Here is a 23782-nt window from a genome sequence, read left to right on the forward strand (position 1 = left end):
GATGGCACAGAAGATCATCCGCGTCGGCGACATCGAGATTGCCAACGACAAACCCATGGTGCTGTTCGGCGGCATGAACGTGCTGGAAAGCCGTGACATGGCCATGCAGGTTTGCGAAGAGTACGTGAAGGTCACCGAAAAGCTCGGTATCCCTTACGTGTTCAAGGCCAGCTTCGACAAGGCCAACCGTTCTTCTGTGACCTCCTATCGTGGTCCTGGCCTGGAAGAGGGCATGCGCATCTTCCAGGACATCAAACAAGCCTTCGGCGTGCCGATCATCACTGACGTCCACGAGCCTGACCAGGCCGCGGTCGTCGCCGAGGTCTGCGACATCATCCAGCTGCCGGCCTTCCTGTCGCGCCAGACCGACCTCGTGGTCGCGATGGCCAAGACCAATGCCGTCATCAACATCAAGAAAGCCCAGTTCCTCGCGCCTCAGGAAATGAAACACATCCTGAACAAGTGCGTGGAAGCGGGTAACGATCAGTTGATCCTCTGCGAGCGTGGTTCGAGCTTCGGCTACAACAACCTCGTGGTCGACATGCTCGGCTTCGGCATCATGAAGCAGTTCGAGTACCCGGTATTCTTCGACGTGACCCATTCGCTGCAAATGCCTGGCGGTCGTTCCGACTCTGCCGGCGGTCGCCGCGCCCAGGTCACCGACCTGGCCAAGGCTGGCATGAGCCAGTCGCTGGCGGGCCTGTTCCTCGAAGCGCACCCGGATCCGGACAACGCCAAATGCGACGGCCCTTGCGCCTTGCGTCTGGACAAACTGGAGCCATTCCTGGCCCAGCTCAAAGCCCTGGACGAACTGGTGAAGAGTTTTCCGACGGTAGAAACCGCGTAAACCTCAATTCTCCGGTAAAGTACCGCACGATTTGTCGCTCATGCCCTCGGGTATGAGCGTTGTCGTCTGCAAGCTGCCCGCTGCACACCACTTGCCGACGGTCAAAAGATTTCCTCTAGCTGCGTCGTTTTCGTCAACTTTGGAGTGTTTACAACAATGGCAAAAATCGTCGACATCAAAGGTCGTGAAGTTCTCGACTCCCGTGGCAATCCCACCGTGGAAGCGGACGTGCTTCTCGACAACGGCATCATCGGCAGCGCCTGTGCGCCGTCCGGTGCATCCACTGGCTCGCGTGAAGCGCTCGAGCTGCGTGATGGCGACAAGAGCCGTTACCTGGGCAAGGGCGTGCTCAAGGCGGTAGCGAACATCAACGGTCCGATCCGCGATCTGCTGCTGGGCACCGACCCAAGCGACCAGAAAGCCCTGGATCACGCGATGATCAAGCTGGACGGTACTGAAAACAAAGCGACCCTGGGCGCCAACGCCATCCTCGCCGTATCCCTGGCTGCGGCCAAGGCGGCTGCACAGGATCAGGACCTGCCGCTGTACGCACACATCGCCAACCTGAACGGCACCCCGGGTGTTTACTCGATGCCGGTTCCGATGATGAACATCATCAACGGTGGCGAACACGCCGACAACAACGTCGACATCCAGGAATTCATGGTTCAGCCGGTTGGCGCCAAGTCCTTCTCGGAAGGTCTGCGCATGGGCACCGAGATTTTCCATCACCTCAAAGCCGTGCTGAAGGCCCGTGGCCTGAGCACTGCCGTCGGTGACGAAGGCGGTTTCGCGCCGAACCTGGCTTCCAACGAAGACGCACTGAAAGTGATCTCCGAAGCAGTCGCCAACGCCGGTTACAAGCTGGGCACCGACGTGACCCTGGCTCTGGACTGCGCGGCCAGCGAATTCTTCGAAGACGGCAAGTACAACCTGTCCGGCGAAGGCCAGGTGTTCACCGCTGAAGGTTTCGCCGACTACCTCAAAGGTCTGACCGAGCGTTACCCGATCATCTCGATCGAAGACGGTCTGGACGAGTCCGACTGGGCTGGCTGGAAGATCCTCACCGACAAGATCGGCGAGAAGACCCAACTGGTCGGTGACGACCTGTTCGTGACCAACACCAAGATCCTGAAAGAAGGCATCGATAAAAAGATCGCCAACTCGATCCTGATCAAGTTCAACCAGATCGGCACCCTGACCGAAACCCTGGAAGCCATCCAGATGGCCAAGGCAGCCGGTTACACCGCTGTGATCTCGCACCGCTCCGGCGAAACCGAAGATTCGACCATTGCCGACCTGGCCGTGGGTACTTCGGCTGGCCAGATCAAGACCGGTTCGCTGTGCCGTTCCGACCGTGTTTCCAAGTACAACCAACTGCTGCGTATCGAAGAGCAGTTGAATGGCAAGGCCAAGTACAACGGTCGCTCCGAGTTCCGCGGCTAAGTTGTAAATGGTAAAAAGACACCGGATTGTGTCGGAAAAGTCGTGACAGCGATGGATTTGCCACTAATCTGATGCCTTATATGCACAAGCCTGGATATTCCAGGCTTCGTGCTATCAGATGCTTCAAAGTTTTGGCGTGGCTGTCTTTTTTCACTGGATACCTGATATTCGATGCGCAGTCCTTACTGGTTGTTTCTCGTTTTGCTCTTGCTGCTGGCCGGTCTGCAGTACCGCCTGTGGGTGGGCAATGGCAGTCTGGCGCAAGTCGCCGAACTGAATCAGCAGATTGCTGATCAACACGCCGAGAACGAAGCCTTGTTGGAGCGCAACCGGGTGATGGACGCTGAAGTCAGCGAGTTGAAGAAGGGCATGGAGACCGTTGAAGAGCGGGCTCGTCACGAACTGGGCATGGTCAAGGACGGCGAAACCCTTTACCAGTTGGCCCAATGATCGATTCCCTGCCGGCCTTCTGGGCCGTGATTCCTGCCGCGGGCGTCGGTGCCCGAATGGCCGCGGACCGTCCCAAGCAATACCTGCAACTGGGCGGGCGCACAATTCTCGAACACAGCCTCGGCTGTTTCCTCGATCACCCGAGCCTCAAGGGCCTGGTGGTCAGTCTTGCCGTTGATGATCCTTATTGGCCGAACCTGGCCAGCGCCAGCGATCCGCGAATACAACGGGTTGACGGTGGTGCCGAACGTTCCGGCTCGGTGCTTAACGCCTTGCTGCATCTGCATGCCCAAGGTGCCGATGATGACGATTGGGTGCTGGTGCACGATGCGGCACGACCGAACCTGAGCCGTGATGATCTCGACAAATTGCTTACTGAACTGGCGAACGATCCGGTCGGTGGCCTGTTGGCCGTACCGGCGAAGGACACCCTGAAGCGGGTCGACAAACACGGTCGTGTGGTGGAAACCGTGGATCGCAGCGTGATCTGGCAGGCCTACACGCCGCAGATGTTCCGCCTCGGTGCCTTGCACCGCGCACTGGCGGACAGTCTGGTGGCTGATGCTGTGATCACCGATGAAGCCTCGGCGATGGAGTGGGCCGGCATGGCGCCGCGCCTGATCGAAGGTCGTGCGGACAACCTGAAAGTCACCCGCCCCGAAGACCTCGAATGGTTGCGCCAGCGCTGGGCCAATCGTCGTTAAATCCGGTACTCCGGCCGTTCGGCCAAACCTTCCTTGAGAAAATCCACCAGTTTGCGCACCTTCGGCGACAAGTGCCGCTGCTGCGGATACAGCGCCCACACCGCCGTATTCGGCGGTTGATGCGCCTCCAGCAAAGAAATCAACGCACCGCTGTGCAGGTGCTCCAGCACGTAATAGTCCGGCAACTGACACAGCCCGACGCCTTGCAGTGCGGCATCCAGCACCGCTTGCCCACTGTTGCAGCGCCAGTTTCCTTGTACTCGCTGGGAAAATTCCCGCCCGTTTTGTTCAAGCTGCCAGATGTCCGAGCTGCCGATCAGGCAATTGTGCCGACCCAGTTCCGACAAGCTGTGTGGGCGCCCGTATCGTTCCAGGTAGGACGGCGACGCACACAGATACATGCGCCGCGGTGCCAGGCGAGTCGCTACGAGCCGTGAATCCTGAAGCCGACCAAGACGGATCGCCAGGTCCAGGCCTTCGTGCACCAGATCGAGTTGGCGGTTGGTCAGTTCAATGTCGATGCGCAGTTGCGGGTAGTGCCCCATGAACCGCGTCACCAGCGGCACGATGAAGCGCTCGCCATAGGCCACGGCGCAGGTCATGCGCAGCATGCCTTTGGGTTCGCTGGTCAGGTCGCCGACCGCACGCAACGCTTCTTCGCGACCGTCCTGCAAGCGCTGGCAATGTTGCAGAAAGGTCTGGCCGGCCTCGGTCAGCGTGACGCGTCGGGTACTGCGATACAGCAGTCGCGTCTGCAAACGCTCTTCCAGTCGTACGATTTGTCGACTGATGTGCGAGGAAGAAACGCCGAGGCGTTCGGCAGCCGCGGTGAACTGGCTGCATTCGGCAACAGCGACGAACTCGTCGATGCCTTCCCAGCGGTTTTCGGACATCGGGATTATCCCTGTATGGCAATAATGTTTTGCTTTTGCCCGGATTATTCATCAAGCAGCGCTGGACTACACTGACTGTCTGGTTTTTTATTCATTGGATTCACTGGAGAGTCAGCATGATCAAGTCGCGCGCCGCCGTTGCCTTCGAGGCCAAGAAGCCGCTGGAAATCGTAGAAGTCGATGTCGCCATGCCCAAGGCCGGTGAAGTATTGCTGCGCGTGGTGGCTTCCGGCGTTTGCCATACCGATGCGTACACGCTGTCCGGCGCTGACCCGGAAGGTATCTTCCCGTCGATCCTCGGCCACGAAGGCGGCGCAATCGTTGAAGCGATCGGCGAAGGCGTGACATCCGTGGCCGTCGGCGACCACGTGATTCCGCTGTACACCCCGGAATGCGGTCAGTGCAAATTCTGTAAGTCGGGCAAGACCAACCTGTGTCAGGCGATTCGCGCCACCCAGGGCAAGGGCTTGATGCCGGACGGCACTTCGCGCTTTTCCTACAAGGGCCAAGCGATTTTCCACTACATGGGTACTTCGACCTTTTCCGAATACACCGTGCTGCCGGAAATCTCCGTGGCCAAGATCTCCAAGGATGCGCCGCTGGAAAAGGTCTGCCTGCTCGGTTGCGGCGTGACTACCGGTATCGGTGCGGTGATCAACACCGCCAAGGTCAAGCCGGGTGACACCGTGGCCATTTTCGGCCTCGGCGGCATTGGCCTGTCGGCGGTGATTGGTGCGGTAAAGGCCAAGGCCTCGCGCATCATCGCCATTGACATCAACCCGGCCAAGTTCGAAATCGCCAAACAACTGGGGGCCACCGACTGCGTGAACCCGAAAGATTTCGATCGTCCGATCCAGGAAGTGATCGTCGACATGACCGATGGCGGCGTCGACTTCTCCTTCGAATGCATCGGCAACGTGCAGCTGATGCGCGCAGCCCTCGAGTGCTGCCACAAGGGCTGGGGCGAGTCGGTGATCATCGGTGTTGCCGGCGCCGGCCAGGAAATCGCCACCCGTCCGTTCCAACTGGTGACCGGTCGCGTCTGGCGCGGTTCGGCCTTCGGTGGCGTGCGTGGCCGTACCGAGTTGCCAAGCTATGTCGACATGGCGCAAAGCGGCGAAATCCCGCTGGATACTTTCATCACCCACACCATGGGCCTGGAAGACATCAACAAGGCCTTCGATCTGATGCATGAAGGCAAGAGCATCCGTACCGTCATTCATTTCTGATCAATCCCGATGCCATGGCCGCCACCGCGCGGCCGTGGTTGCGTAGGAGTCCTACATGAGTCTGGAAAACATCTCCTGTCAGAAAAGTTTCGGCGGTTGGCACAAGCGCTATCGCCATCGTTCCGAAGTGCTGGGCTGCGACATGGTGTTCGCCGTGTACCTGCCGCCGCAGGCAGAGCAGGGCGGCAAGCTGCCGGTGCTGTACTGGCTGTCGGGCCTGACCTGCACGGACGAGAACTTCATGCAGAAGGCCGGTGCGATGCGCATGGCGGCAGAGCTCGGCCTGATCATCGTGGCGCCGGACACCAGCCCCCGTGGCCCCGACGTTCCGGGTGATCCCGATGGCGCTTGGGATTTCGGCCTCGGTGCCGGGTTTTATCTGAATGCCACGCAGGAACCGTGGTCGCGGCACTATCGGATGCATGACTACGTCGTGCAGGAATTGCCTTCACTGGTTGAAGCGCATTTCCCGGCCTCGGACAAGCGCAGCATCAGCGGCCACTCCATGGGCGGTCACGGTGCGCTGGTCTGTGCGTTGCGCAATCCGGGGCGTTATCAGTCGGTGTCGGCGTTTTCGCCGATCAACAATCCAATGGATTGTCCGTGGGGCCAGAAAGCGTTCTCCCGCTATCTGGGCGACGACCGTTCGAAATGGCGCGAGTGGGATGCCTGCGCACTGATCGCCGAAGCGGACGAGAAACTGCCATTGCTGGTCGATCAGGGTGACCGTGACGATTTCCTCGCCACCCAACTCAAACCGGAAGCCCTGCAACAAGCCGCAAAACAAGCGGGTCATCCGTTGACGTTGCGCCTGCAACCAGGCTACGACCACAGCTATTTCTTCATCGCCAGCTTCATTGACGACCACTTGCAGCATCACGCACGCGCTCTGGGGGGGGTTCTCAGTTAGTTTCCACTCCGCGCCGGGTCTGCTGTTTTGCAGGGCAAGGCGCGAGAAGCGTGGTTTGGTTGTTCCAAATAAGCTTCGAGCAACGCAGCCCTGCAAAACAGCAGGCCCGGCCCTTCGGGTTGTGCCTTAAAGCGTGCCATGCTGCGTTGCATGCCTTGGGAAGGGAACAACCATTCCCAGCGGCCTGCGCCTTGCCTGGCACGCTTTAAGGCGACAACGCGGAGGGGAAACTAATTGAGAACACCCCCCGGGTTAATGCAGGTAGAATCACGCCCTGACAAAATTCGGGGCGTTTTTTTATGCGTATTGGCCACGGCTATGATGTGCACCGTTTCGCTGAAGGCGATTTCATTACTCTGGGCGGCGTGCGAATCGCACACGGCTTCGGGCTGCTCGCTCACTCCGACGGTGACGTCCTGCTGCACGCCTTGAGCGATGCCTTGCTCGGCGCGGCTGCGCTGGGTGATATCGGCAAGCATTTCCCGGACACCGACCCGCAATTCAAGGGCGCTGACAGCCGTGTGCTGCTGCGTCATGTGGTCAGTCTGATCCACGCCAAGGGCTGGAAGGTCGGCAATGTCGACAACACCATCGTTGCCCAGGCCCCGAAAATGGCCCCCCATATCGAATCGATGCGCGCGCTGATTGCCGCGGATCTGCAAGTAGAGCTGGATCAAGTGAACGTGAAAGCCACCACCACCGAGAAGCTCGGCTTCGTCGGTCGCGAAGAAGGCATCGCCGTGCATTCCGTTGCCTTGTTGCTGCGCGCATGAACGAACTGCAACTGCTCGGCCCGCGGGCCTATGGTGACGCCCTCGGCACCGCGGTACTGAAAGCTATCGCCGAAGATTTTCAGGTCGATGAAGTGCTCGACATTCCGTTCAGCGGAGACGGAGAGCACTTGTGGATCTGGGTGGAAAAGCGCGGCCTGAATACCGAAGAGGCTGCACGCCGTATCGCCAAGGCTGCCGGTATACCGTTGCGTACGGTGAGCTATGCCGGTCTGAAGGATCGTCAGGCGCTGACCCGTCAGTGGTTCAGCGTGCAATTGCCGGGCAAGGCCGATCCGGATCTGTCGGCGGCGGAAAACGACACGCTGAAAATCCTCAAGACCACCCGCCACAAGCGCAAGCTGCAACGTGGCGCGCATTCGGCCAACGGTTTCACGTTGCGCCTGACCCAGTTCAAAGGCGACAAGGCTGCCATCGATGAGCGCCTGCAACTGATCGCCAAACAAGGTATTCCGAATTACTTCGGCGCCCAGCGTTTTGGCCATGACGGTGGCAACGTGGTCGATGCCCGTTCGTGGGCTGCGCGCAAGGCGCTGCCGGAGCAGCGCAATGTGCGTTCGCGACTGCTGTCGACCGCGCGCAGTTTTCTGTTCAATCAGGTGCTCGCAGCACGGGTCGCCGATGGCACCTGGCAGCGTGCCCAGGTCGGCGATCTGCTGGCGTTCACCGATAGTCGCAGCTTTTTCCCGGCCGGGGAAGCCGAATGCAGTGATCCGCGTCTGGCGATTCTCGACCTGCACCCGACCGGTCCGCAGTGGGGCGAAGGTGACTCGCCGGCGGCCGGGGTTGTCCATGATCTGGAGCAGGGGATTGCCGCACGCGAGGCGGATCTGCGCGATTGGTTGATTAATGCCGGTATGAGCCACGAACGTCGCATCCTGCGGCTGCCCATTGGCGGGTTGACGTGGCATTATCCCGAGCCTGACATTCTGCAACTGGAATTCGTCCTCCCGGCCGGATGCTTCGCCACCGTATTGGTGCGCGAACTCGTTGATCTGGTGCCGGTGGGGCAGACGGACAGCCCATGCGTATTCTGATTTCTAACGACGATGGGGTGACTGCGCCCGGTCTTGCCGCGCTTTATGCTGCGCTGGCGGATTACACCGAGTGCGTGGTTATCGCCCCGGAACAGGACAAGAGTGGTGCCAGCAGTTCGCTGACACTCGACCGTCCATTGCACCCGCAATACCTGGCCAACGGCTTTATCAGCCTCAATGGCACGCCGACCGACTGCGTTCATCTGGGCCTCAACGGTTTGCTTGAACGCGAGCCGGACATGGTGGTGTCGGGGATCAACCTGGGCGCCAACCTGGGTGATGACGTGCTGTATTCCGGGACGGTGGCAGCCGCCCTCGAGGGCCGCTTTCTCGAGCGCCCGTCGTTTGCCTTCTCGCTGGCTTCGCGGCAGGTCGACAACTTGCCTACGGCCGCCTACTTTGCGCGCAAACTGGTCGAAGCCCATGCCGGGCTCGACCTGCCACCGCGCACGGTGCTGAACGTGAACATTCCCAATCTGCCGATCGATCACATTCGCGGCATTCAATTGACCCGTCTCGGCCATCGCGCCCGTGCGGCGGCACCGATGAAGGTCGTGGATCCGCGCGGCAAGGCCGGTTACTGGATCGCTGCTGCAGGTGATGCGGAAGACGGCGGGCCGGGCACCGATTTCCACGCGGTGATGCAGGGTTACGTATCCATCACTCCGTTGCAGCTCGATCGCACCTTCAATGATGCCTTCAGAAATCTCGACGGCTGGCTGGAGGGGCTCAATTAATGGCTCGTGAACAAGACGACAGGCTGCGCAGCGGCATCGGGATGACGTCCCAGCGAACCCGTGAGCGCCTGATCCAGCGTCTGTATGAAGAGGGCGTTTCCAACGCCAGCGTGCTGGAAGTGATCCGTCGCACCCCGCGGCACCTGTTCGTCGATGAAGCGCTGGCGCACCGGGCCTATGAGGACACCGCGCTGCCGATCGGCAACAACCAGACCATTTCCCAGCCTTATATGGTGGCGCGCATGAGCGAGCTGCTGCTGGAGGCCGGGCCGCTGGATAAAGTGCTGGAGATCGGCACTGGTTCCGGTTACCAGACAGCGGTGCTATCGCAACTGGTCGAGCGGGTGTTCTCGGTGGAGCGCATCAAGGTGCTGCAGGATCGGGCCAAGGAACGCCTGGTCGAGCTCAACCTGCGCAATGTGGTGTTTCGCTGGGGCGATGGCTGGGAAGGCTGGCCGGCGCTGGCGCCGTACAACGGCATTATCGTTACCGCCGTGGCCACCGATGTGCCTCAGGCTTTGCTTGATCAACTGGCACCGGGCGGGCGGATGGTGATCCCGGTCGGTTCGGGCGAAGTGCAGCAATTGATGCTGATCGTGCGTGAAGAAAACGGCTTCTCCCGACACGTTCTGGGGGCGGTGCGTTTCGTGCCATTGCTTAATGGCCCGCTGGCCTGAGCATTTGTTCGAAGCCGCTGAATTCCTTTCGCGCGTGCCTGTCTTACAGCGGCAGCGAGTGTTTAAACAGGACGGATCGTCTACAAGCAAACGTGTGCGCCGAGCGATAGCGCTTCTATAAAGGTAAAGCCGGTTGCGCCCGTTATACTTGCGAAGTTTCATGCCGGAATCGGTATTCCACATTTTTCAGCCACCACAAAGGGAGCGGCGGGTGAGTCTCACAGTCATTGCGCAGCGTATGGGTAACACGAGCTTTCAGCGCCTGGTGACTGGCCTTGTCTTGAGCACCTTGCTGGTCGGTTGCTCCAGCACAAAATCGAGCAACGTTCGGGTCGTCGATCGCAACAATACGGTGGCCCAGCGTCCGGTCGTGACGACCGGGCAGTATGTAGTCCGTCCGGGCGATACCCTGTTTTCCATCGCTTTTCGCTACGGCTGGGACTACAAAGCCCTCGCCGCCCGGAACAATATTCCTACGCCATACACGATACATCCGGGTCAGACGATTCGCTTCGACGGACGTACCGGTTCAACGTCGACTGCGGTCGTCAGCAACTCCGGTTCCTCAGCGTCTTCGTCCAGCAAAACCACGGTTATCCGGCGCCAGGCAAATGGCACGACCACCACCACAACCACGGGTTCCGGTGCGGCTTCGACGACGGTTGTACCGTCCGTCGCCAACAAGCCAACACCCGCTCCACTGCCTCCAGCGGGCCCGGCCCCGACCGGCTGGGGATGGCCATCTAATGGCATTCTCATTGGAAAATTCTCTTCAAACGGTAGTTTGAATAAAGGAATTGATATCGCCGGAGATTTGGGACAGCCTGTTTTAGCTGCGTCTGATGGGACGGTGGTATACGCCGGGAGTGGCTTAAGGGGCTACGGCGAATTGGTCATCATCAAACACAGCGAAACCTACGTCAGTGCTTACGGACACAACCGTCGGCTGTTGGTACGGGAGGGGCAGCAGGTCAAGGTCGGACAGACAATTGCCGAAATGGGGTCAACGGGTACAGACCGGGTGAAACTGCATTTTGAGATTCGCCGACAAGGTAAACCTGTAGATCCGCTGCAGTTCCTGCCAAGACGTTGATTTGCAGACCAGCCTGTTCCGTCACGTAGAGGGGACAGGCTCCAGCGTTGCCAAGGATAAAGGCGTCGCTTGAGCTTGGGGTCGAACTCACCAAAGGACTATAACAATGGCTCTCAGTAAAGAAGTGCCGGAGTTTGACATCGACGATGAGGTTCTCCTGATGGAGACCGGCATCGATTCGGATTCGATGTCGAATGATGAAGGGGCTGCTCCACCTTCCGTTCGTGCCAAATCCAAACACTCCGCTTCACTTAAACAACACAAGTACATCGATTACACTCGGGCACTCGATGCCACGCAGCTGTACCTCAACGAAATCGGCTTTTCCCCTCTGCTCTCCCCGGAAGAAGAAGTTCATTTTGCGCGCTTGTCGCAAAGTGGCGATCCTGCCGGGCGCAAGCGCATGATCGAAAGTAACCTGCGGCTGGTGGTCAAAATCGCCCGGCGTTACGTCAATCGGGGGCTGTCGCTGCTGGATCTGATCGAAGAGGGCAACCTCGGACTGATCCGCGCGGTGGAAAAGTTCGATCCCGAGCGCGGCTTCCGCTTCTCGACCTACGCGACCTGGTGGATCCGTCAGACCATCGAACGCGCGATCATGAACCAGACCCGGACCATCCGGTTGCCGATTCATGTGGTCAAGGAACTCAACGTGTACCTGCGGGCTGCACGGGAGCTGACGCAAAAGCTCGACCACGAACCTTCACCCGAAGAAATCGCCAACCTGCTGGAAAAACCGGTGGGCGAGGTCAAGCGCATGCTGGGCCTGAACGAGCGGGTTTCTTCGGTCGACGTCTCGCTGGGTCCGGATTCGGATAAAACCCTGCTGGACACTCTGACGGATGACCGTCCGACCGATCCGTGCGAACTGCTGCAGGATGACGACCTGTCGCAGAGCATCGATCAGTGGCTCTCGGAGCTGACTGACAAGCAACGCGAAGTGGTGGTACGTCGCTTCGGCCTGCGCGGTCACGAGAGCAGCACGCTGGAAGATGTAGGTCTGGAGATCGGCCTGACCCGGGAACGGGTGAGACAGATCCAGGTGGAGGGCCTCAAGCGCCTTCGGGAAATCCTCGAGAAAAACGGTCTGTCGAGCGAGTCGCTGTTCCAGTAAGCGTTCTGCATGCCAACCAATAAAAAGCCCCGACCCGTTCGGGGCTTTTTGTTGCCCGGCTCTGGAGTACGGCCTGGGATCTGACGACCGGTCGTCATTTCCCGGTTTTGTAGTCTCGCGGTGTAAGCCCTGGCTTACTCTTTCGTAAGTGTTCGTTATTTTTACACTGCGGAAGACATCCATTGGTCTGTTGAGTCATTTATAAGATTTTGATTTATATGAATATTTTTAATTATTAAATGCTTATGACACGAGGTTTTACTGGATCCGACCGGTTGCCCGTATCGGGGAACTCTTTAGTATCTGGGTTGTGTCGACGGATAGACACGCCCTTCAAGGAAGAGGGGAATGGACATCGCAGGACGCGATTCATCAGGACGATGAAAAGGAACACAGGGAATAGGGAAAAAATGTGGGCGGGTCAAACCGCCCCTTTTTTTGCCTGAAGAAAAGCCAAACCCGCAAAAACAAAAAGGCCCGCGAGGGGCCTTTTCATTCGAACGCGGGACAGATCAGCGTTCGAGGTCTTTGATCTTGCCTTTGACGCCATCCCACTCTTCGGCATCCGGCAGCGATTCTTTCTTCTCGGTGATGTTCGGCCAGATTTCGGCCAGCTCGACGTTCAGCTGAATGAATTCCTGCATTTCTTCCGGAACTTCGTCCTCGGAGAAAATGGCCACGGCCGGGCATTCCGGTTCGCACAGGGCGCAGTCGATGCACTCGTCCGGGTGAATCACCAGGAAGTTCGGGCCTTCGTAAAAGCAGTCCACCGGACAGACTTCTACGCAGTCGGTGTACTTGCACTTGATGCAGTTGTCGGTGACGACGAAGGTCATTTCTAATTTTCTCCTCAGGCGGCGGCAGCGTTGCCCCTTCACGGTTGGGGTCGCCAGGTTCGGGAGCGATGTCTGCCAGCCAGGCTATTAGCCAGCAGCATCCCAAACCGCGCGAGATTCTAACAGCTTGAAGCCGTTTGCGTTATATCCGGTTCGTCGGTGCTTAGATCCGGTTCTTTAGTGCATAGAGCATTTCGAGTGCACGACGCGGTGTGACGTCATCCAGATCCAGTTTGGCCAATTCATCCAGCACCGGATGCGGGAGGCTGGCAAACATGTCGGTCTGCTGCGGTGTCGCCGGTTTGCCCTTGGCGGCCGGTTTTGGCGCCTCATGCGGCAGCGCGGTATCTTCCAGGCGGCTCAGGTGCTCACGAGCACGCACAATCACTTCGCTTGGCACACCGGCCAGCTGCGCAACCGCAAGGCCATAACTCTGGCTTGCCGGCCCCGGCAACACGTGGTGCAGGAACACGATGCGTTCGTTGTGCTCGGTGGCGTTGAGGTGCACGTTGGCCACCAGAGGTTCGGCTTCCGGCAGTACGGTCAGTTCGAAATAGTGCGTCGCAAACAGAGTATAGGCCCGCAATTGCGCCAGACGCTCCGCCGCCGCCCACGCCAGGGACAGACCGTCAAAGGTGCTGGTGCCGCGACCGACTTCGTCCATCAGCACCAGGCTGCGCTCGGTGGCGTTGTGCAGGATGTTCGCGGTTTCGCTCATTTCCACCATGAAGGTCGAACGCCCACCGGCGAGGTCATCGCTGGATCCGATCCGGGTAAAGATCCGGTCCACCAGCGACAGTTCGCAACTCGCTGCCGGCACAAAGCTGCCGATATGTGCCAACAGCACGATCAGTGCAGTCTGGCGCATATAGGTGGATTTACCGCCCATGTTCGGGCCGGTGATCACCAGCATGCGAGTGTTGTCATCCAGGCTCAGGTCGTTGGCCACGAACGGCGTGGTCAGCACTTGCTCGACCACCGGGTGACGGCCCTGGGTGATACGCATGCACGGTTCGCTGACGAACGTCGGGCAATTCAGGTCGAGATTCAGTGCACGCTCGGCGAGGTTGCTCAGCACGTCCAGTTCGGCGAGAGCCGAAGCGGTGTCCTGCAATGGGGGCAACTGGCTGATCAGATCTTCCAGCAATGCTTCATAAAGCATCTTCTCGCGGGCCAGGGCACGGCTTTTGGCCGACAGTGCCTTGTCTTCAAACTCTTTCAGCTCCGGGGTGATAAAGCGCTCGGCGCCTTTGAGGGTCTGGCGGCGGATGTAATCTGCCGGCGCCGATTCAGCCTGTTTGCTCGGCAACTCGATGAAGTAACCGTGGATACGGTTGTAGCCGACTTTCAGGTTGGCGAGGCCTGTGCGGGCCTTTTCCCGGGCTTCCAGATCGATCAGGAACTGACCGGCGTTCTCGCTCAGCGATTGCAGCTCGTCGAGTTCGCTGTCGTAACCGGTTTTCAGCACGCCGCCGTCGCGGATCACCGCCGGCGGGTTGTCGATGATGGCTTTTTCCAGCAGCGCCGCCAGTTCCGGGTAAGTGCTGGTGGTGGCCGCCAGGCGTTGCAGGTGCGGCGCTTCCAGGTCAGCCATTGCCACTTGCAGTTGAGGCAACGCGCCGAGTGCATCACGCAGGCGGGCGAGGTCGCGAGGGCGGGCATTGCGCAGGCCGATCCGCGCCAGAATCCGCTCGATGTCGCCGATTTCCTTGAGCTGCGGCTGCAGGTTTTCAAAGCGATAGCGGTCGAGCAGGCAAGTGATCGAGGTCTGACGAGCAAGCAACACGGTCAGGTCGCGCAGCGGACGGTTGAGCCAGCGAGTCAGCAAACGGCTGCCCATGGCGGTCTGGCAACGGTCGACCACCGATTGCAGGGTGTTGTCGCGGCCACCCGCCAGGTTGGTGTCGAGTTCCAGGTTGCGGCGGCTGGCGCCGTCCAGCACCACGGTGTCGTCCAGCCGTTCATGACGCAGGCTGCGCAGATGGGGCAGGGCGGTGCGCTGGGTTTCCTTGGCATACGCCAGCAGGCAACCGGCGGCGCCGATGGCCAGGGTCAGGGTTTCGCAGCCGAAGCCTTTGAGGTCTTGGGTGGAGAATTGCTGACAGAGACTTTTCAGCGCCGAGTCGCGCTCGAAATCCCACGGTGCACGGCGACGTACCCCACGGCGTTTTTCGGCCGGCAAATCCTTTGGCCAGTCATCCGGGATCAACAGCTCAACCGGATTGACCCGCTCCAGCTCTGCCAGCAGGTTTTCCCAGCCCTTGATCTCCAGTACGGTGAAGTTGCCGCTGGTGATGTCCAGCACAGCCAGGCCGAACAGGCGCTCATCGCCCAGCACCGCCGCGATCAGGTTATCGCGACGCTCATCCAGCAACGCCTCGTCGCTGACCGTACCGGGGGTGATGATCCGCACCACTTGGCGTTCCACCGGCCCCTTGCTGGTGGCCGGATCACCGACCTGCTCGCAGATCACCACCGACTCGCCGAGCTTGACCAGCTTCGCCAGATAACCTTCCGCCGCGTGATACGGAATCCCGCACATCGGAATCGCCTGACCCGCCGACTGCCCGCGCGCGGTCAGGGTGATGTCCAGCAACTTGGCCGCCTTCTTCGCGTCTTCGTAGAAGATCTCGTAGAAGTCGCCCATGCGGTAGAACATCAGCTGGTCCGGGTGCTGATTCTTCAGGCGCCAGTACTGCTGCATCATCGGAGTGTGGGAGGACAGGTCGGAGACGGCTTTATTCATCGGATTGTCAGGCAACTCGTTCAAAGGTGTGGGGCAAAAGCGCGGCAGTGGCCGGGCTTTTCCGCGATGGGCGCAAGGTTACCATGGGCGGTCTGTCGGACGCAGGCATCGCGGCCGGGTGACAGCTATATGGCGCAAAAGCTCGAGTATGCACGATTTATGCAAATCAGCATTTGTCTTCGCGAAAAACTTCAAGCACTATGCGCGTTATGCAAAAACGCAACGTATCTACCGTCTTAAGAGCACTGCTCGACCAGCACGGGATCTCCCCCACGGAGCTCCACCGTCGCACCGGCGTGCCTCAATCCACGCTCTCGCGGATTCTCAGCGGGAAGATCGTCGATCCTTCGGATAAACACATCTCGAAGATCGCCGAGTACTTTGCCGTGAGCACCGATCAGTTGCGCGGGCGCGCGGATGTTGCGCCCGCCGCCAACGGCGGACGCGACGAGTTACATTCCGAACTCAAGGACATAAGCCTGTGGGACGACGACACGCCAGTCGATGACGACGAGGTGTCGGTGCCCTTTCTTCGCGAGGTTGAATTGGCTGCTGGATCAGGAAGATTCGTCATCGAAGAGAGCGAACGCTCCAGCCTGCGCTTCGGCAAGCGCAGCCTGCGCCATAACGGTGTGCAGTTCGATCAGGCCAAATGCGTGACAGTGCGGGGCAACAGCATGTTGCCGGTGCTGCGCGACGGCGCCACGGTCGGGGTCAATGCCGGCAAATGCGGGATCGGCGACATCATTGATGGCGACCTTTATGCGATCAACCACAACGGTCAACTTCGGGTGAAGCAGCTCTATCGCCTGCCTACCGGTATCCGTCTGCGCAGCTTCAACCGCGATGAACACCCGGATGAGGACTACAGCTTTCAGGACATGCAGGAAGAGCAGATCGTCATCCTCGGTCACGTCTTCTGGTGGGGCATGTACGCCCGGTAACCGGATTCCTCGCTGACAAAACCCGCCTCGGCGGGTTTTTTTTCGCCTGTAGAAAACCGGCTAACCCTTGAATCGCGGGGCTTTCATGCATTCGCGCATTTCTTGTGCATAAATAAATGCATTTACGCATTGACTGTATATGCATCCATGCATATTCTTGCCACCAAGCCGCTCGACAAAGCGGCTGGCAACAACAGCTCTTTAGTTCCACAAGAACAGGCAGCGATGAACCGGCCTCAACGGTTCAGAGGGTTGGCAACTGACCCGGGTGTGCAGCGTAAAGCACCAGAAGCAGTTATCCGGCGGGCAGGGACCGCGGTCGGAAAAACAATTTGAATGGACTCGTACCGCGCCAGTAGCGCCGAAAAGTCAGCTTCCTTCTCGTACACAGGATTGAAGGAAGGCGAAGGAGCGCATTACTGAAAAGCCCGGCGAGTTGCCGGGCTTTTTGGAATGCCTACCTCAAGAGAAATCGATTGAACCCCACACACATCACTCATCAATCACCCACGGAGGCGTGACATGACAAACGAGCAACAAGCGTTGGCGGACATGCCGATCTGGCTGGTCATCCTCCTGGCCGTCGTGGGCGGGGTGTCCGGCGAAATGTGGCGTGCCGACAAGGAGGGCGCTCGCGGCTGGTCACTGTTGCGGCGCCTGGCCTTGCGCTCCGGCGCCTGCATGATCTGCGGTGTCTCGGCGATCATGCTGCTGTATGCCGCCGGGCTGTCGATCTGGGCCGCTGGGGCATTTGGTTGTCTCACCGCAATGGCCGGTGCCGACGTGGCCATCGGTCTTTACGAACGCTGGGCCGCCAAGCGCATCGGCGTCTGCGAAGTTCCGCCGCGCGATCCGCAATAACCCCTCACTTTCCTGTCTCGCTGCACGCCGTGCGGCGGGACTTCGCGTGGACATCAGAAAAAGGAGGTCAAGCATGCCCGCACCGATCCAGCAGCCTTCGCAACTGTTCATGGCGATGGCGACAGCCTTGCGCAACAGCTCCGAGCTGAACGTGCAGGTCGGCAGTCACGATGACTTCACGGCCCCCGGCGACAAGGCCTGGGTGCTGATCGACATCGAGCGAAATGCACCGGGAGAGCGCGCCGCCAATGGGCGCATCGCCCATGTGCTGACGCTGTCGTTGCAAGTCATTCCGGCGCTGTCCGCCACGGCGTTTGCCGCCTGTGACCTGATCGCCGCCCTGAAGAATCTGGTCACCGACAACCGCTGGGGCCTGTCCGGCGATCAATGCGATCTGCCGATGAACATCGATGGATTGCCGTCATTGCTCATCCGCGCCGACCAGCCGAACAAAGCCTGGACATTGTCTTTCAACCAGACCCTCTACTTGGGCCCGACCCTGCTGGACGACCCGCTCGGTACACCGAAATTCGCCCGCACCTGGGAAGTCAGCGACATCGACGATCCCGACCAATACACCACGCTGGAGGCCTGACCGATGTTCGACGCGTTACTGCGAATGCAGCTGGGCCCGATCATCGAACGCCTGGCCGAGATGGAAGCGGAAATCGAAGACCTGCACCGGCGTGCCGAAAGTTATTGCCGCATCGGCATCTGTCAGGAAGTCGATGCCGCCAGTAACACCTGCAGAGTCAGCCATGGCGGATTGCTGACACCGGCCATCAAGTTCTTCAACCCCAGCGCCGGTGCGCAGAGCGAGTCGCGGATCCCGACGGTGGGCGAACAGTGTCTGCTGTTCAACTACGGCAGCGGCGAAAGCGGCGCGCAGAGCGTGGCGTTGTTCGGCCTCAACAGTGACCGTTTTCCACCGACCTCGACGGTGCCGACGTTGACTCGTCGCGTCCATCAGGACGGCAGCGAAAGCGGCTACGACGACGCCACGCACACGCTGCATTGGCAAAACGGCCCGGCCGCCTTCAACGGTTCTCGCGAGTCGCTTGAGCTGAGCATCGGGCCGGCACGGCTGGCGATGACCCCGCAAGCGATCAACCTGCAACTGGGCGCCACCGGCCTGACCATCGACGCCTCGGGCGTGCACTTCAGCGGCCCGTTGGTGGATCACCAGGGCCGCGTCATCAGCCCCTGAATCAAGAGCTTCCCATGATCGGAATCGATAGAGACAGCGGGGCCACGGTCGACGACTGGCTGCAATTCGTGCAGCGCGCGACCCGGGCCCTGACCACGCCGCTGGGCACCCGGCAAAAACGGCCCTTGTACGGTTCGCTGATCCCCACGCTGCTGGGGCAGAACCTGGGCGACGACATCCTGTTGCTCGCCCAGAGCCACGCGGCCCAGGCGTTCTACAACCCGCAAAACGGCATCGGCGATTTCCAGCCCGGCGTGATCGTCGCCACCCGACAGGGCGCCGGTTTGCTGCTGCGGTTTGCCGGTACCTGGAAAAACCGCCAACAGACTTTCGAGGTCGTGACATGAGCATGTTGATCCCCGGCCAGAATCAATTGGCCGAACCCTCCCTGATCAAGGTCGATGCCTTCGAGGATCTGCTCGCCGAGTTCAAGATCTTCGTCATCGAGTACGTCAGCGCGCGCTCGCCGCAGAGCGCGGAAAAACTCAAGACCAGCCTGGAAAACGAAAGCGAACTGCTGACCCTGGCGCTCGAAGCTTTCTGCGTTCGCCTGCAAACCCACGAACGCAAATACAACGCCCGCATCAAGCAGATGCTGGCGTGGTGGGCCACCGGCAGCAACCTTGATGCGCGGTTGGCGGACATGGGCCTGGAGCGACAGTTGCTCGATCCGGGCGACCCGGCGGCATTCCCGCCGGTGCCGGCGATCTACGAAAGCGACGATGACGCCCGGCTGCGCTATTACCTGGCGCCCCATGCGCCGGCGGCGGGGTCCCGGATGCAGTATCGCCGCGAGGTGTTCACCCTCGGCGAGCGGCCGACAGTGAAAGTCGAATCCACCGAGGCCGGTGTGGTGAACGTCACCTACACCTTCGACCCGGACGGCCTCGCCGCGCAGGTCAAGGACGGCAATGGTCGTCGCACCGCGCCTGGCGAAGTGCAAGTCACCGTGCTTGCCCGCGAGGGCGACGGTACGCCGTCCACGACGCTGCTCGAAGGTGTACGCCAACACTTTGCCCGGCCCGATGTTTGTCCGGAGACCGACAAGGTCACAGTCAAAGGCGCCGAGATTCAGCGCTACAAAATCCGCGTCGTGGCGAAGATCAATTCCGGTCCGGATTCGGGCCTGACCAAAGTCGCCGCGCAGCAGCATTTGCAGGCCTACGCCGACAGTTGCCATCGCCTGGAAGGCCGGGTCGATCCGAGCTGGATCGACTACACGCTGCACAGCGCCGGCGCCGTGCAATTACAGATTCTTGAACCTCTGGATTCCGTTGTGTGCTCGGCGTTTCAAGCGCCGTACTGCACGGCGGTCGAAGTCGAGGTGCAGACGCTATGACCGATCAGACACCGCGTCCAACTCTGCTGCCGGCCAACAGCTCGGCGCTGGAACGGGCCCTCGACATCGGCTTCGGCGCACTGCTTGATCGCATCTCGCCGCCGTTTCCAGAACTGATGAACCCGGCCTCAACCCCCGTCGCCTTCCTGCCGTATCTCGCGGCAGATCGTGGGGTTGCCGAATGGAGCACCGACGCACCGGAAGCGGAAAAGCGCCTGACCGTCGAACTGGCCTGGCCCACCGCGCGCCAGGCCGGCACTCGCAAGGCGTTGGAGAACGCCGCCAAGGGTTTGCAGCTCAGGCCGGAAATCCGCGCCTGGTACGAACAGACACCGCCAGGCGAGCCTTACAGCTTTTCCGTGCGGGCTTTCACCGAACAACCCTACAGCGAAGAAATCGACGCCCGTCTCGACCGGCGCCTGGCGGATGCCAAGAGCGAACGGGACGTGCTGTCGGTGTCGGTCGGCCTCAGCGCCTTCGGCAATCACGTCATCGGTGCCGCGACCTTCTGCGGTGAGCTGACCACGGTGTATCCGGTGTTCCTCGAAGGGCTCGAGACATCCGGTGAGGCCTTCATGGCGGCGGCGCTATACACCGTCGAAACATCCACTATTTATCCTCAGGGGGCCTGAATGGCTGACTATTACACCCTGCTCACCAACGCAGGGATTGCCTACGAAACCGCCTGCAAGGCGGCGGGCGTACCGATCAAGCTGACGCAGATTTCCGTCGGCGACGGCGGTGGCTCGGTCTACAACCCGGCCGCAACCGCCACCGCGCTGAAACGCGAAGTCTGGCGCGGACCGCTCAACGCGCTGTTCCAGGACGAGAAGAATCCGAGCTGGCTGCTCGCCGAAGTCACCATCCCGCCGGACGTCGGCGGCTGGTATGTGCGTGAAGCGGGGCTGTGGACCGACACCGGGATTCTCTACGCCATCGTCAAATACCCGGAGTCGTTCAAACCGGTACTGGCTACCTCCGGCTCGGGCAAAGAGTTCTACATCCGCTCGATTTTCGAGACCAGCAATGCTTCGCTGGTGACGCTGCTGATCGATGACACGGTGGTCAAGGCCACCCGCGCTTGGGTCATGAGTTACCTCGCCGAAGAACTCGGCAAACTCGATGGCAAACAATCGGTACGTGTCGCCGCCACCGCCAACGTGGTGTTGAACGGTGCGCAGCAAATCGACAGTGTTGCAGTGATTGCCGGTGATCGCGTGTTGCTGCCGAACCAGACCCTGGCCAAGGACAACGGCCTGTGGATCGTGGCCAACGGCGACTGGGTTCGGGCCAACGATGCCAACGTCAGCGCCAAGGTCACACCGGGCCTGACGGTGATGGTGGAAGAGGGCACGCTCAACGGTGATTCGCTGTGGCATCTGACCACAAATGCGCCGATTACCCTCGGCACTACTGCGTTGACATTCAAGATGCTCGCGGGGCGTACCGGGATTGCTGCCGGGACTTACAAGAGTCTGAGCGTCGACGAATACGGCCGTGCGACTGCCGGCTCGAATCCGGACACGCTGGCCGGTTTTGGTATCAAGGACTCCTACACCAAAGCTGAAGTCGAGGCGCTGATTGCCAAGGCGTCGGCGTTGCCGGTGGGTTCGATTGTTGCCTTCCCCGTTGATACACCGCCACCGGGTTTCCTGGAGCTGGACAACAGCGTCAAGAGCAGCGCGACTTACCCGGACTTGAGTGCCTATCTGGGCGGCAAGTTCAACAAGGGGGATGAGGGTTTCGGGAATTTCCGTTTGCCTGAGGCGCGTGGGGAGTTCTTGCGCGGTTGGGATCATGGGCGGGGTGTTGACGCCGGACGCGCGCTCGGAACCGCTCAACTTGATGCGATGCAACGCTTGACCGGCGGAATTGCTGCTGCTGACGCTACTGGCCTTGCTCAAGCGCTTAACGGCGTATATGCCGGCAGCAAGTCGGGAGTATCAAAGGGCGTTACGGCTGCTGTAGATGCATACACCAACGTCAATTTCGATAACGCTCGACAGGCCCGCACGGCGGATGAAAATCGCCCCCGCAACTTCGCCGTCATGTGGTGCATCAAGGCCTGGAACGCACCGATCAATCAGGGAAACATCGACGTAGCGGCACTGGTGAAGGAGGTTTCCCGGCTGGGATCTTCGGTTCCGGTGGGTGCCGTCATGGCGTTTCCGACGGGGATCGTGCCGCCTGGCTTTCTTGAGCTCAATGGCAGTGTGCAGAGCACTTCGACCTATCCCGATCTCTCCGCGTACCTGGGCACTACGTTCAACAAAGGCGATGAGGACACCGGCAATTTCCGCTTGCCGGAGTCTCGAGGTGAGTTTCTGCGTGGCTGGGACCATGGGCGAGGGGTGGATACAGGGCGAGCTGCCGGAAGCTATCAGACGGATACGCTCAAGGCGCATAGTCATTACCTTCCGACAGGATCCGGAGGTGGACAGGCAATAGATCCCAATGGAGAAACTCCTTCCGTTGTGCTGAAGGACACAGCAGCCGATTGGGCTCTAAGGTCGACATTCGGGGGCGATAACGCTGAGTTGTCTATAGGTAGCGTGAGAACCTATAACTACGGCAATGCGACTGAAACTCGCCCACGCAACCTGGCTGTCATGTGGTGCATCAAGGCCTGGAACGCGCCGATCAATCAGGGAAATATTGATATCGCAGCGCTTGCCGTGCTCGCACAGCAAGCTTCTGAAACCAATCAAGGCACAGCGAAAGTCGCCACCCAGGCACAAACCAATGCCGGTGCCGATGACAGCGTTATTGTCACGCCGAAAAAATTGACGTGGGGCTTTCAGTTTCAGAAAAGCGGCATCGGTTACTGCGTTTTTCCGTCCTGGCTGGGTGGATTCATTATTCAGTGGGGGGTGTACACCATCGTCTCCAGTACGGCTGACCAAACGATCGCTTTTCCTCTCACGTTTCCCTCTGCGGCGCTATCGGCTATCGCGCTCAGTGACTATACCCCCGGTTCCGGGTCAGTCGGATTCGTTGCGATGGGGGCTCTGAACAAGGCTGGTTTTACGGTTCGGTCTTCTTCCGGTACTTCTACTCGATGGCTGGCAGTCGGTTGCTAAGGGGAAAACATGACTAACAAATACATGACATTCGATGCGTCCGGGCATATCAAAGAGCGCCTGATTCAGGGCGTTTGCGACATTCCTGAAGGGGCGTTGCGCATCAGTGAAGAACTCTGGATGCAATCCGCGAACGACACGGCTGGACGTTGGTGCCTGATCGACGGAGTCCTTACCCGGGTTTCTGCTGAGGTCAAAGTTGATTTTGCACAGCGGATAGCCGCTGAGCGTTATCGTCGCGAAAGTTCTGGTGTGCTTTTTGAAGGCTATACAGCCGATACCACACGAGACGGCCAAGCGTTGATTGCCAGTGCAGTCATAGCGGCGTTACTCGACCCGGCCTACAAGTGCGCCTGGAAGTTTGCTCAGGGATTTGTCGAATTGGAGGCTGCGAGGCTCATTGCGCTGGCGACATTGGTTCGCACCCATGTTCAAGATTGTTTTGATCGCGAGCGAGTCCTTTTGTCAGCCGTTGAAGCTGGAGAGTGCACAGAGGAAATGGTTCTGCAAGGCTGGCCGGATTCAATCCCGACGCCATAACGTTCCTTTGAATTTCAATTGGCGCCCCGCACCGTCGGGGCGTTTTCTTACCGGTTAAACACCCGCCAAGCCCCTCCCTTTGAGGGGCTTTCCCGTTTATGGAGAAACGAAAAATGGCAACCCGCCAAACCTACACCGTGCTCGTTCCATTCCCCACCGGCGGTGGGCACTGGTCGAGCGTCGGCCAGGAACTCGATCTGCTCGATGTCGAGGCCAGTGCGCTGCACAGCGCCGGTCGACTGGAGCTGAAAACAACTACCACCAAGGCCGTGAAGGCCGCTGCCAAGAAGGCTGACTGACT

Annotated in this window: 25 protein-coding genes; 22 read left to right on the top strand and 3 right to left on the bottom strand. The window is 59.8% G+C overall.

Features of this window, described 5'->3' with window-relative positions; translation table 11 throughout:
- Position 1: 1 nt before the first annotated feature.
- The 4 genes from kdsA (at position 2) to ispD (ending at position 3447) form a co-directional block, all read left to right on the top strand.
- Positions 2-847 (top strand): 3-deoxy-8-phosphooctulonate synthase, encoded by an 846-nt coding sequence (gene kdsA, locus ACM6JM_RS17435; RefSeq protein ID WP_007954807.1) that lies wholly within the window; start codon positions 2-4, stop codon positions 845-847.
- A 156-nt stretch (positions 848-1003) separates the two neighbouring features.
- Positions 1004-2293 carry a phosphopyruvate hydratase gene (eno, locus tag ACM6JM_RS17440; protein ID WP_007954808.1) on the top strand — a complete coding sequence of 430 codons (1290 nt, stop codon included), beginning with the start codon at positions 1004-1006 and terminating at the stop codon, positions 2291-2293.
- Positions 2294-2464: 171 nt separating this feature from the next.
- Complete coding sequence (gene ftsB / locus ACM6JM_RS17445) at positions 2465-2743, top strand: cell division protein FtsB (protein ID WP_003222158.1); 279 nt, start codon at positions 2465-2467, stop codon at positions 2741-2743.
- Positions 2740-3447, top strand: a complete 708-nt coding sequence (gene ispD, locus ACM6JM_RS17450; RefSeq protein ID WP_085666847.1) for a 2-C-methyl-D-erythritol 4-phosphate cytidylyltransferase — start codon at positions 2740-2742, stop codon at positions 3445-3447. The genes ftsB and ispD overlap by 4 nt, the downstream gene beginning before the upstream one ends.
- Here the strand turns inward: ispD and ACM6JM_RS17455 are convergent.
- The gene (locus tag ACM6JM_RS17455) at positions 3444-4340 is read right to left on the bottom strand and encodes a LysR substrate-binding domain-containing protein (protein WP_007954817.1); all 897 of its coding nucleotides are present in this window, start codon (positions 4338-4340) and stop codon (positions 3444-3446) included. The genes ispD and ACM6JM_RS17455 overlap by 4 nt on opposite strands.
- A gap of 116 nt (positions 4341-4456) precedes the next feature.
- On the opposite strand from ACM6JM_RS17455, the gene ACM6JM_RS17460 reads away from it, so the two are divergent.
- The 8 genes from ACM6JM_RS17460 to rpoS all read left to right on the top strand — a co-directional run bounded on the left by ACM6JM_RS17460 (position 4457) and on the right by rpoS (position 11928).
- Positions 4457-5569, top strand: a complete 1113-nt coding sequence (locus ACM6JM_RS17460) for an S-(hydroxymethyl)glutathione dehydrogenase/class III alcohol dehydrogenase (protein ID WP_103386552.1) — start codon at positions 4457-4459, stop codon at positions 5567-5569.
- Positions 5570-5624: 55 nt separating this feature from the next.
- Positions 5625-6479: an S-formylglutathione hydrolase gene (gene fghA / locus ACM6JM_RS17465; protein WP_414882255.1), complete on the top strand. Its 855-nt coding sequence runs from the start codon at positions 5625-5627 to the stop codon at positions 6477-6479.
- 299 nt (positions 6480-6778) lie between these two features.
- Positions 6779-7252, top strand: a complete 474-nt coding sequence (ispF, locus tag ACM6JM_RS17470) for a 2-C-methyl-D-erythritol 2,4-cyclodiphosphate synthase (RefSeq protein WP_007954821.1) — start codon at positions 6779-6781, stop codon at positions 7250-7252.
- Positions 7249-8307 (top strand): tRNA pseudouridine(13) synthase TruD, encoded by a 1059-nt coding sequence (gene truD / locus ACM6JM_RS17475; RefSeq protein WP_103386551.1) that lies wholly within the window; start codon positions 7249-7251, stop codon positions 8305-8307. The genes ispF and truD overlap by 4 nt, the downstream gene beginning before the upstream one ends.
- Positions 8295-9044 (top strand): 5'/3'-nucleotidase SurE, encoded by a 750-nt coding sequence (gene surE / locus ACM6JM_RS17480; RefSeq protein WP_096819612.1) that lies wholly within the window; start codon positions 8295-8297, stop codon positions 9042-9044. The genes truD and surE overlap by 13 nt, the downstream gene beginning before the upstream one ends.
- A 41-nt stretch (positions 9045-9085) precedes the next feature.
- Positions 9086-9721 (top strand): protein-L-isoaspartate(D-aspartate) O-methyltransferase, encoded by a 636-nt coding sequence (locus tag ACM6JM_RS17485; RefSeq protein ID WP_170844894.1) that lies wholly within the window; start codon positions 9086-9088, stop codon positions 9719-9721.
- A 211-nt stretch (positions 9722-9932) separates the two neighbouring features.
- On the top strand, positions 9933-10814 hold the full coding sequence (locus ACM6JM_RS17490; protein WP_039769692.1) for a peptidoglycan DD-metalloendopeptidase family protein: 882 nt from the start codon (positions 9933-9935) through the stop codon (positions 10812-10814).
- A 106-nt stretch (positions 10815-10920) separates the two neighbouring features.
- Complete coding sequence (gene rpoS, locus ACM6JM_RS17495) at positions 10921-11928, top strand: RNA polymerase sigma factor RpoS (RefSeq protein WP_007954831.1); 1008 nt, start codon at positions 10921-10923, stop codon at positions 11926-11928.
- A 512-nt stretch (positions 11929-12440) separates the two neighbouring features.
- Here rpoS and fdxA read toward each other — a convergent pair.
- Together fdxA and mutS are read right to left on the bottom strand one after the other, a co-directional pair.
- Positions 12441-12764, bottom strand: coding sequence for a ferredoxin FdxA (gene fdxA / locus ACM6JM_RS17500; RefSeq protein WP_007908827.1), 324 nt, complete (start codon positions 12762-12764; stop codon positions 12441-12443).
- 163 nt (positions 12765-12927) lie between these two features.
- Entirely contained in the window at positions 12928-15510 is a 2583-nt protein-coding gene (mutS, locus tag ACM6JM_RS17505; RefSeq protein ID WP_414882256.1) for a DNA mismatch repair protein MutS, read from the bottom strand.
- 209 nt (positions 15511-15719) lie between these two features.
- Between mutS and ACM6JM_RS17510 the strand changes: the two genes are divergently transcribed.
- The 10 genes from ACM6JM_RS17510 to ACM6JM_RS17555 all read left to right on the top strand — a co-directional run bounded on the left by ACM6JM_RS17510 (position 15720) and on the right by ACM6JM_RS17555 (position 23780).
- Positions 15720-16454, top strand: a complete 735-nt coding sequence (locus ACM6JM_RS17510; protein WP_085666844.1) for a helix-turn-helix transcriptional regulator — start codon at positions 15720-15722, stop codon at positions 16452-16454.
- Positions 16455-16976: 522 nt separating this feature from the next.
- On the top strand, positions 16977-17315 hold the full coding sequence (locus ACM6JM_RS17515; RefSeq protein WP_039771226.1) for a phage holin family protein: 339 nt from the start codon (positions 16977-16979) through the stop codon (positions 17313-17315).
- Positions 17316-17388: 73 nt separating this feature from the next.
- Positions 17389-17910, top strand: coding sequence for a hypothetical protein (locus tag ACM6JM_RS17520; protein WP_039771228.1), 522 nt, complete (start codon positions 17389-17391; stop codon positions 17908-17910).
- 3 nt (positions 17911-17913) lie between these two features.
- Complete coding sequence (locus ACM6JM_RS17525; RefSeq protein WP_414882257.1) at positions 17914-18522, top strand: phage baseplate assembly protein V; 609 nt, start codon at positions 17914-17916, stop codon at positions 18520-18522.
- A 14-nt stretch (positions 18523-18536) separates the two neighbouring features.
- Positions 18537-18869 (top strand): hypothetical protein, encoded by a 333-nt coding sequence (locus tag ACM6JM_RS17530; protein WP_007954853.1) that lies wholly within the window; start codon positions 18537-18539, stop codon positions 18867-18869.
- Positions 18866-19861, top strand: a complete 996-nt coding sequence (locus ACM6JM_RS17535) for a baseplate J/gp47 family protein (protein WP_414882258.1) — start codon at positions 18866-18868, stop codon at positions 19859-19861. Before ACM6JM_RS17530 ends, ACM6JM_RS17535 begins: the two co-directional genes overlap by 4 nt.
- Positions 19858-20493, top strand: a complete 636-nt coding sequence (locus ACM6JM_RS17540; RefSeq protein ID WP_414882259.1) for a phage tail protein I — start codon at positions 19858-19860, stop codon at positions 20491-20493. The genes ACM6JM_RS17535 and ACM6JM_RS17540 overlap by 4 nt, the downstream gene beginning before the upstream one ends.
- A complete protein-coding gene (locus ACM6JM_RS17545; protein ID WP_414882260.1) occupies positions 20494-22941 on the top strand; it encodes a phage tail protein in 2448 nt (815 codons plus the stop codon). It abuts the gene before it with no gap.
- A gap of 9 nt (positions 22942-22950) precedes the next feature.
- Positions 22951-23481, top strand: coding sequence for a DUF4376 domain-containing protein (locus ACM6JM_RS17550; protein WP_414882261.1), 531 nt, complete (start codon positions 22951-22953; stop codon positions 23479-23481).
- A gap of 113 nt (positions 23482-23594) precedes the next feature.
- Positions 23595-23780: a hypothetical protein gene (locus tag ACM6JM_RS17555; RefSeq protein ID WP_064593825.1), complete on the top strand. Its 186-nt coding sequence runs from the start codon at positions 23595-23597 to the stop codon at positions 23778-23780.
- Positions 23781-23782: the final 2 nt, after the last annotated feature.

Origin of the sequence: Pseudomonas sp. IT-P2, assembly GCF_949767575.1 — a bacterium.
Classification (GTDB): domain Bacteria; phylum Pseudomonadota; class Gammaproteobacteria; order Pseudomonadales; family Pseudomonadaceae; genus Aquipseudomonas; species Aquipseudomonas pharyngis.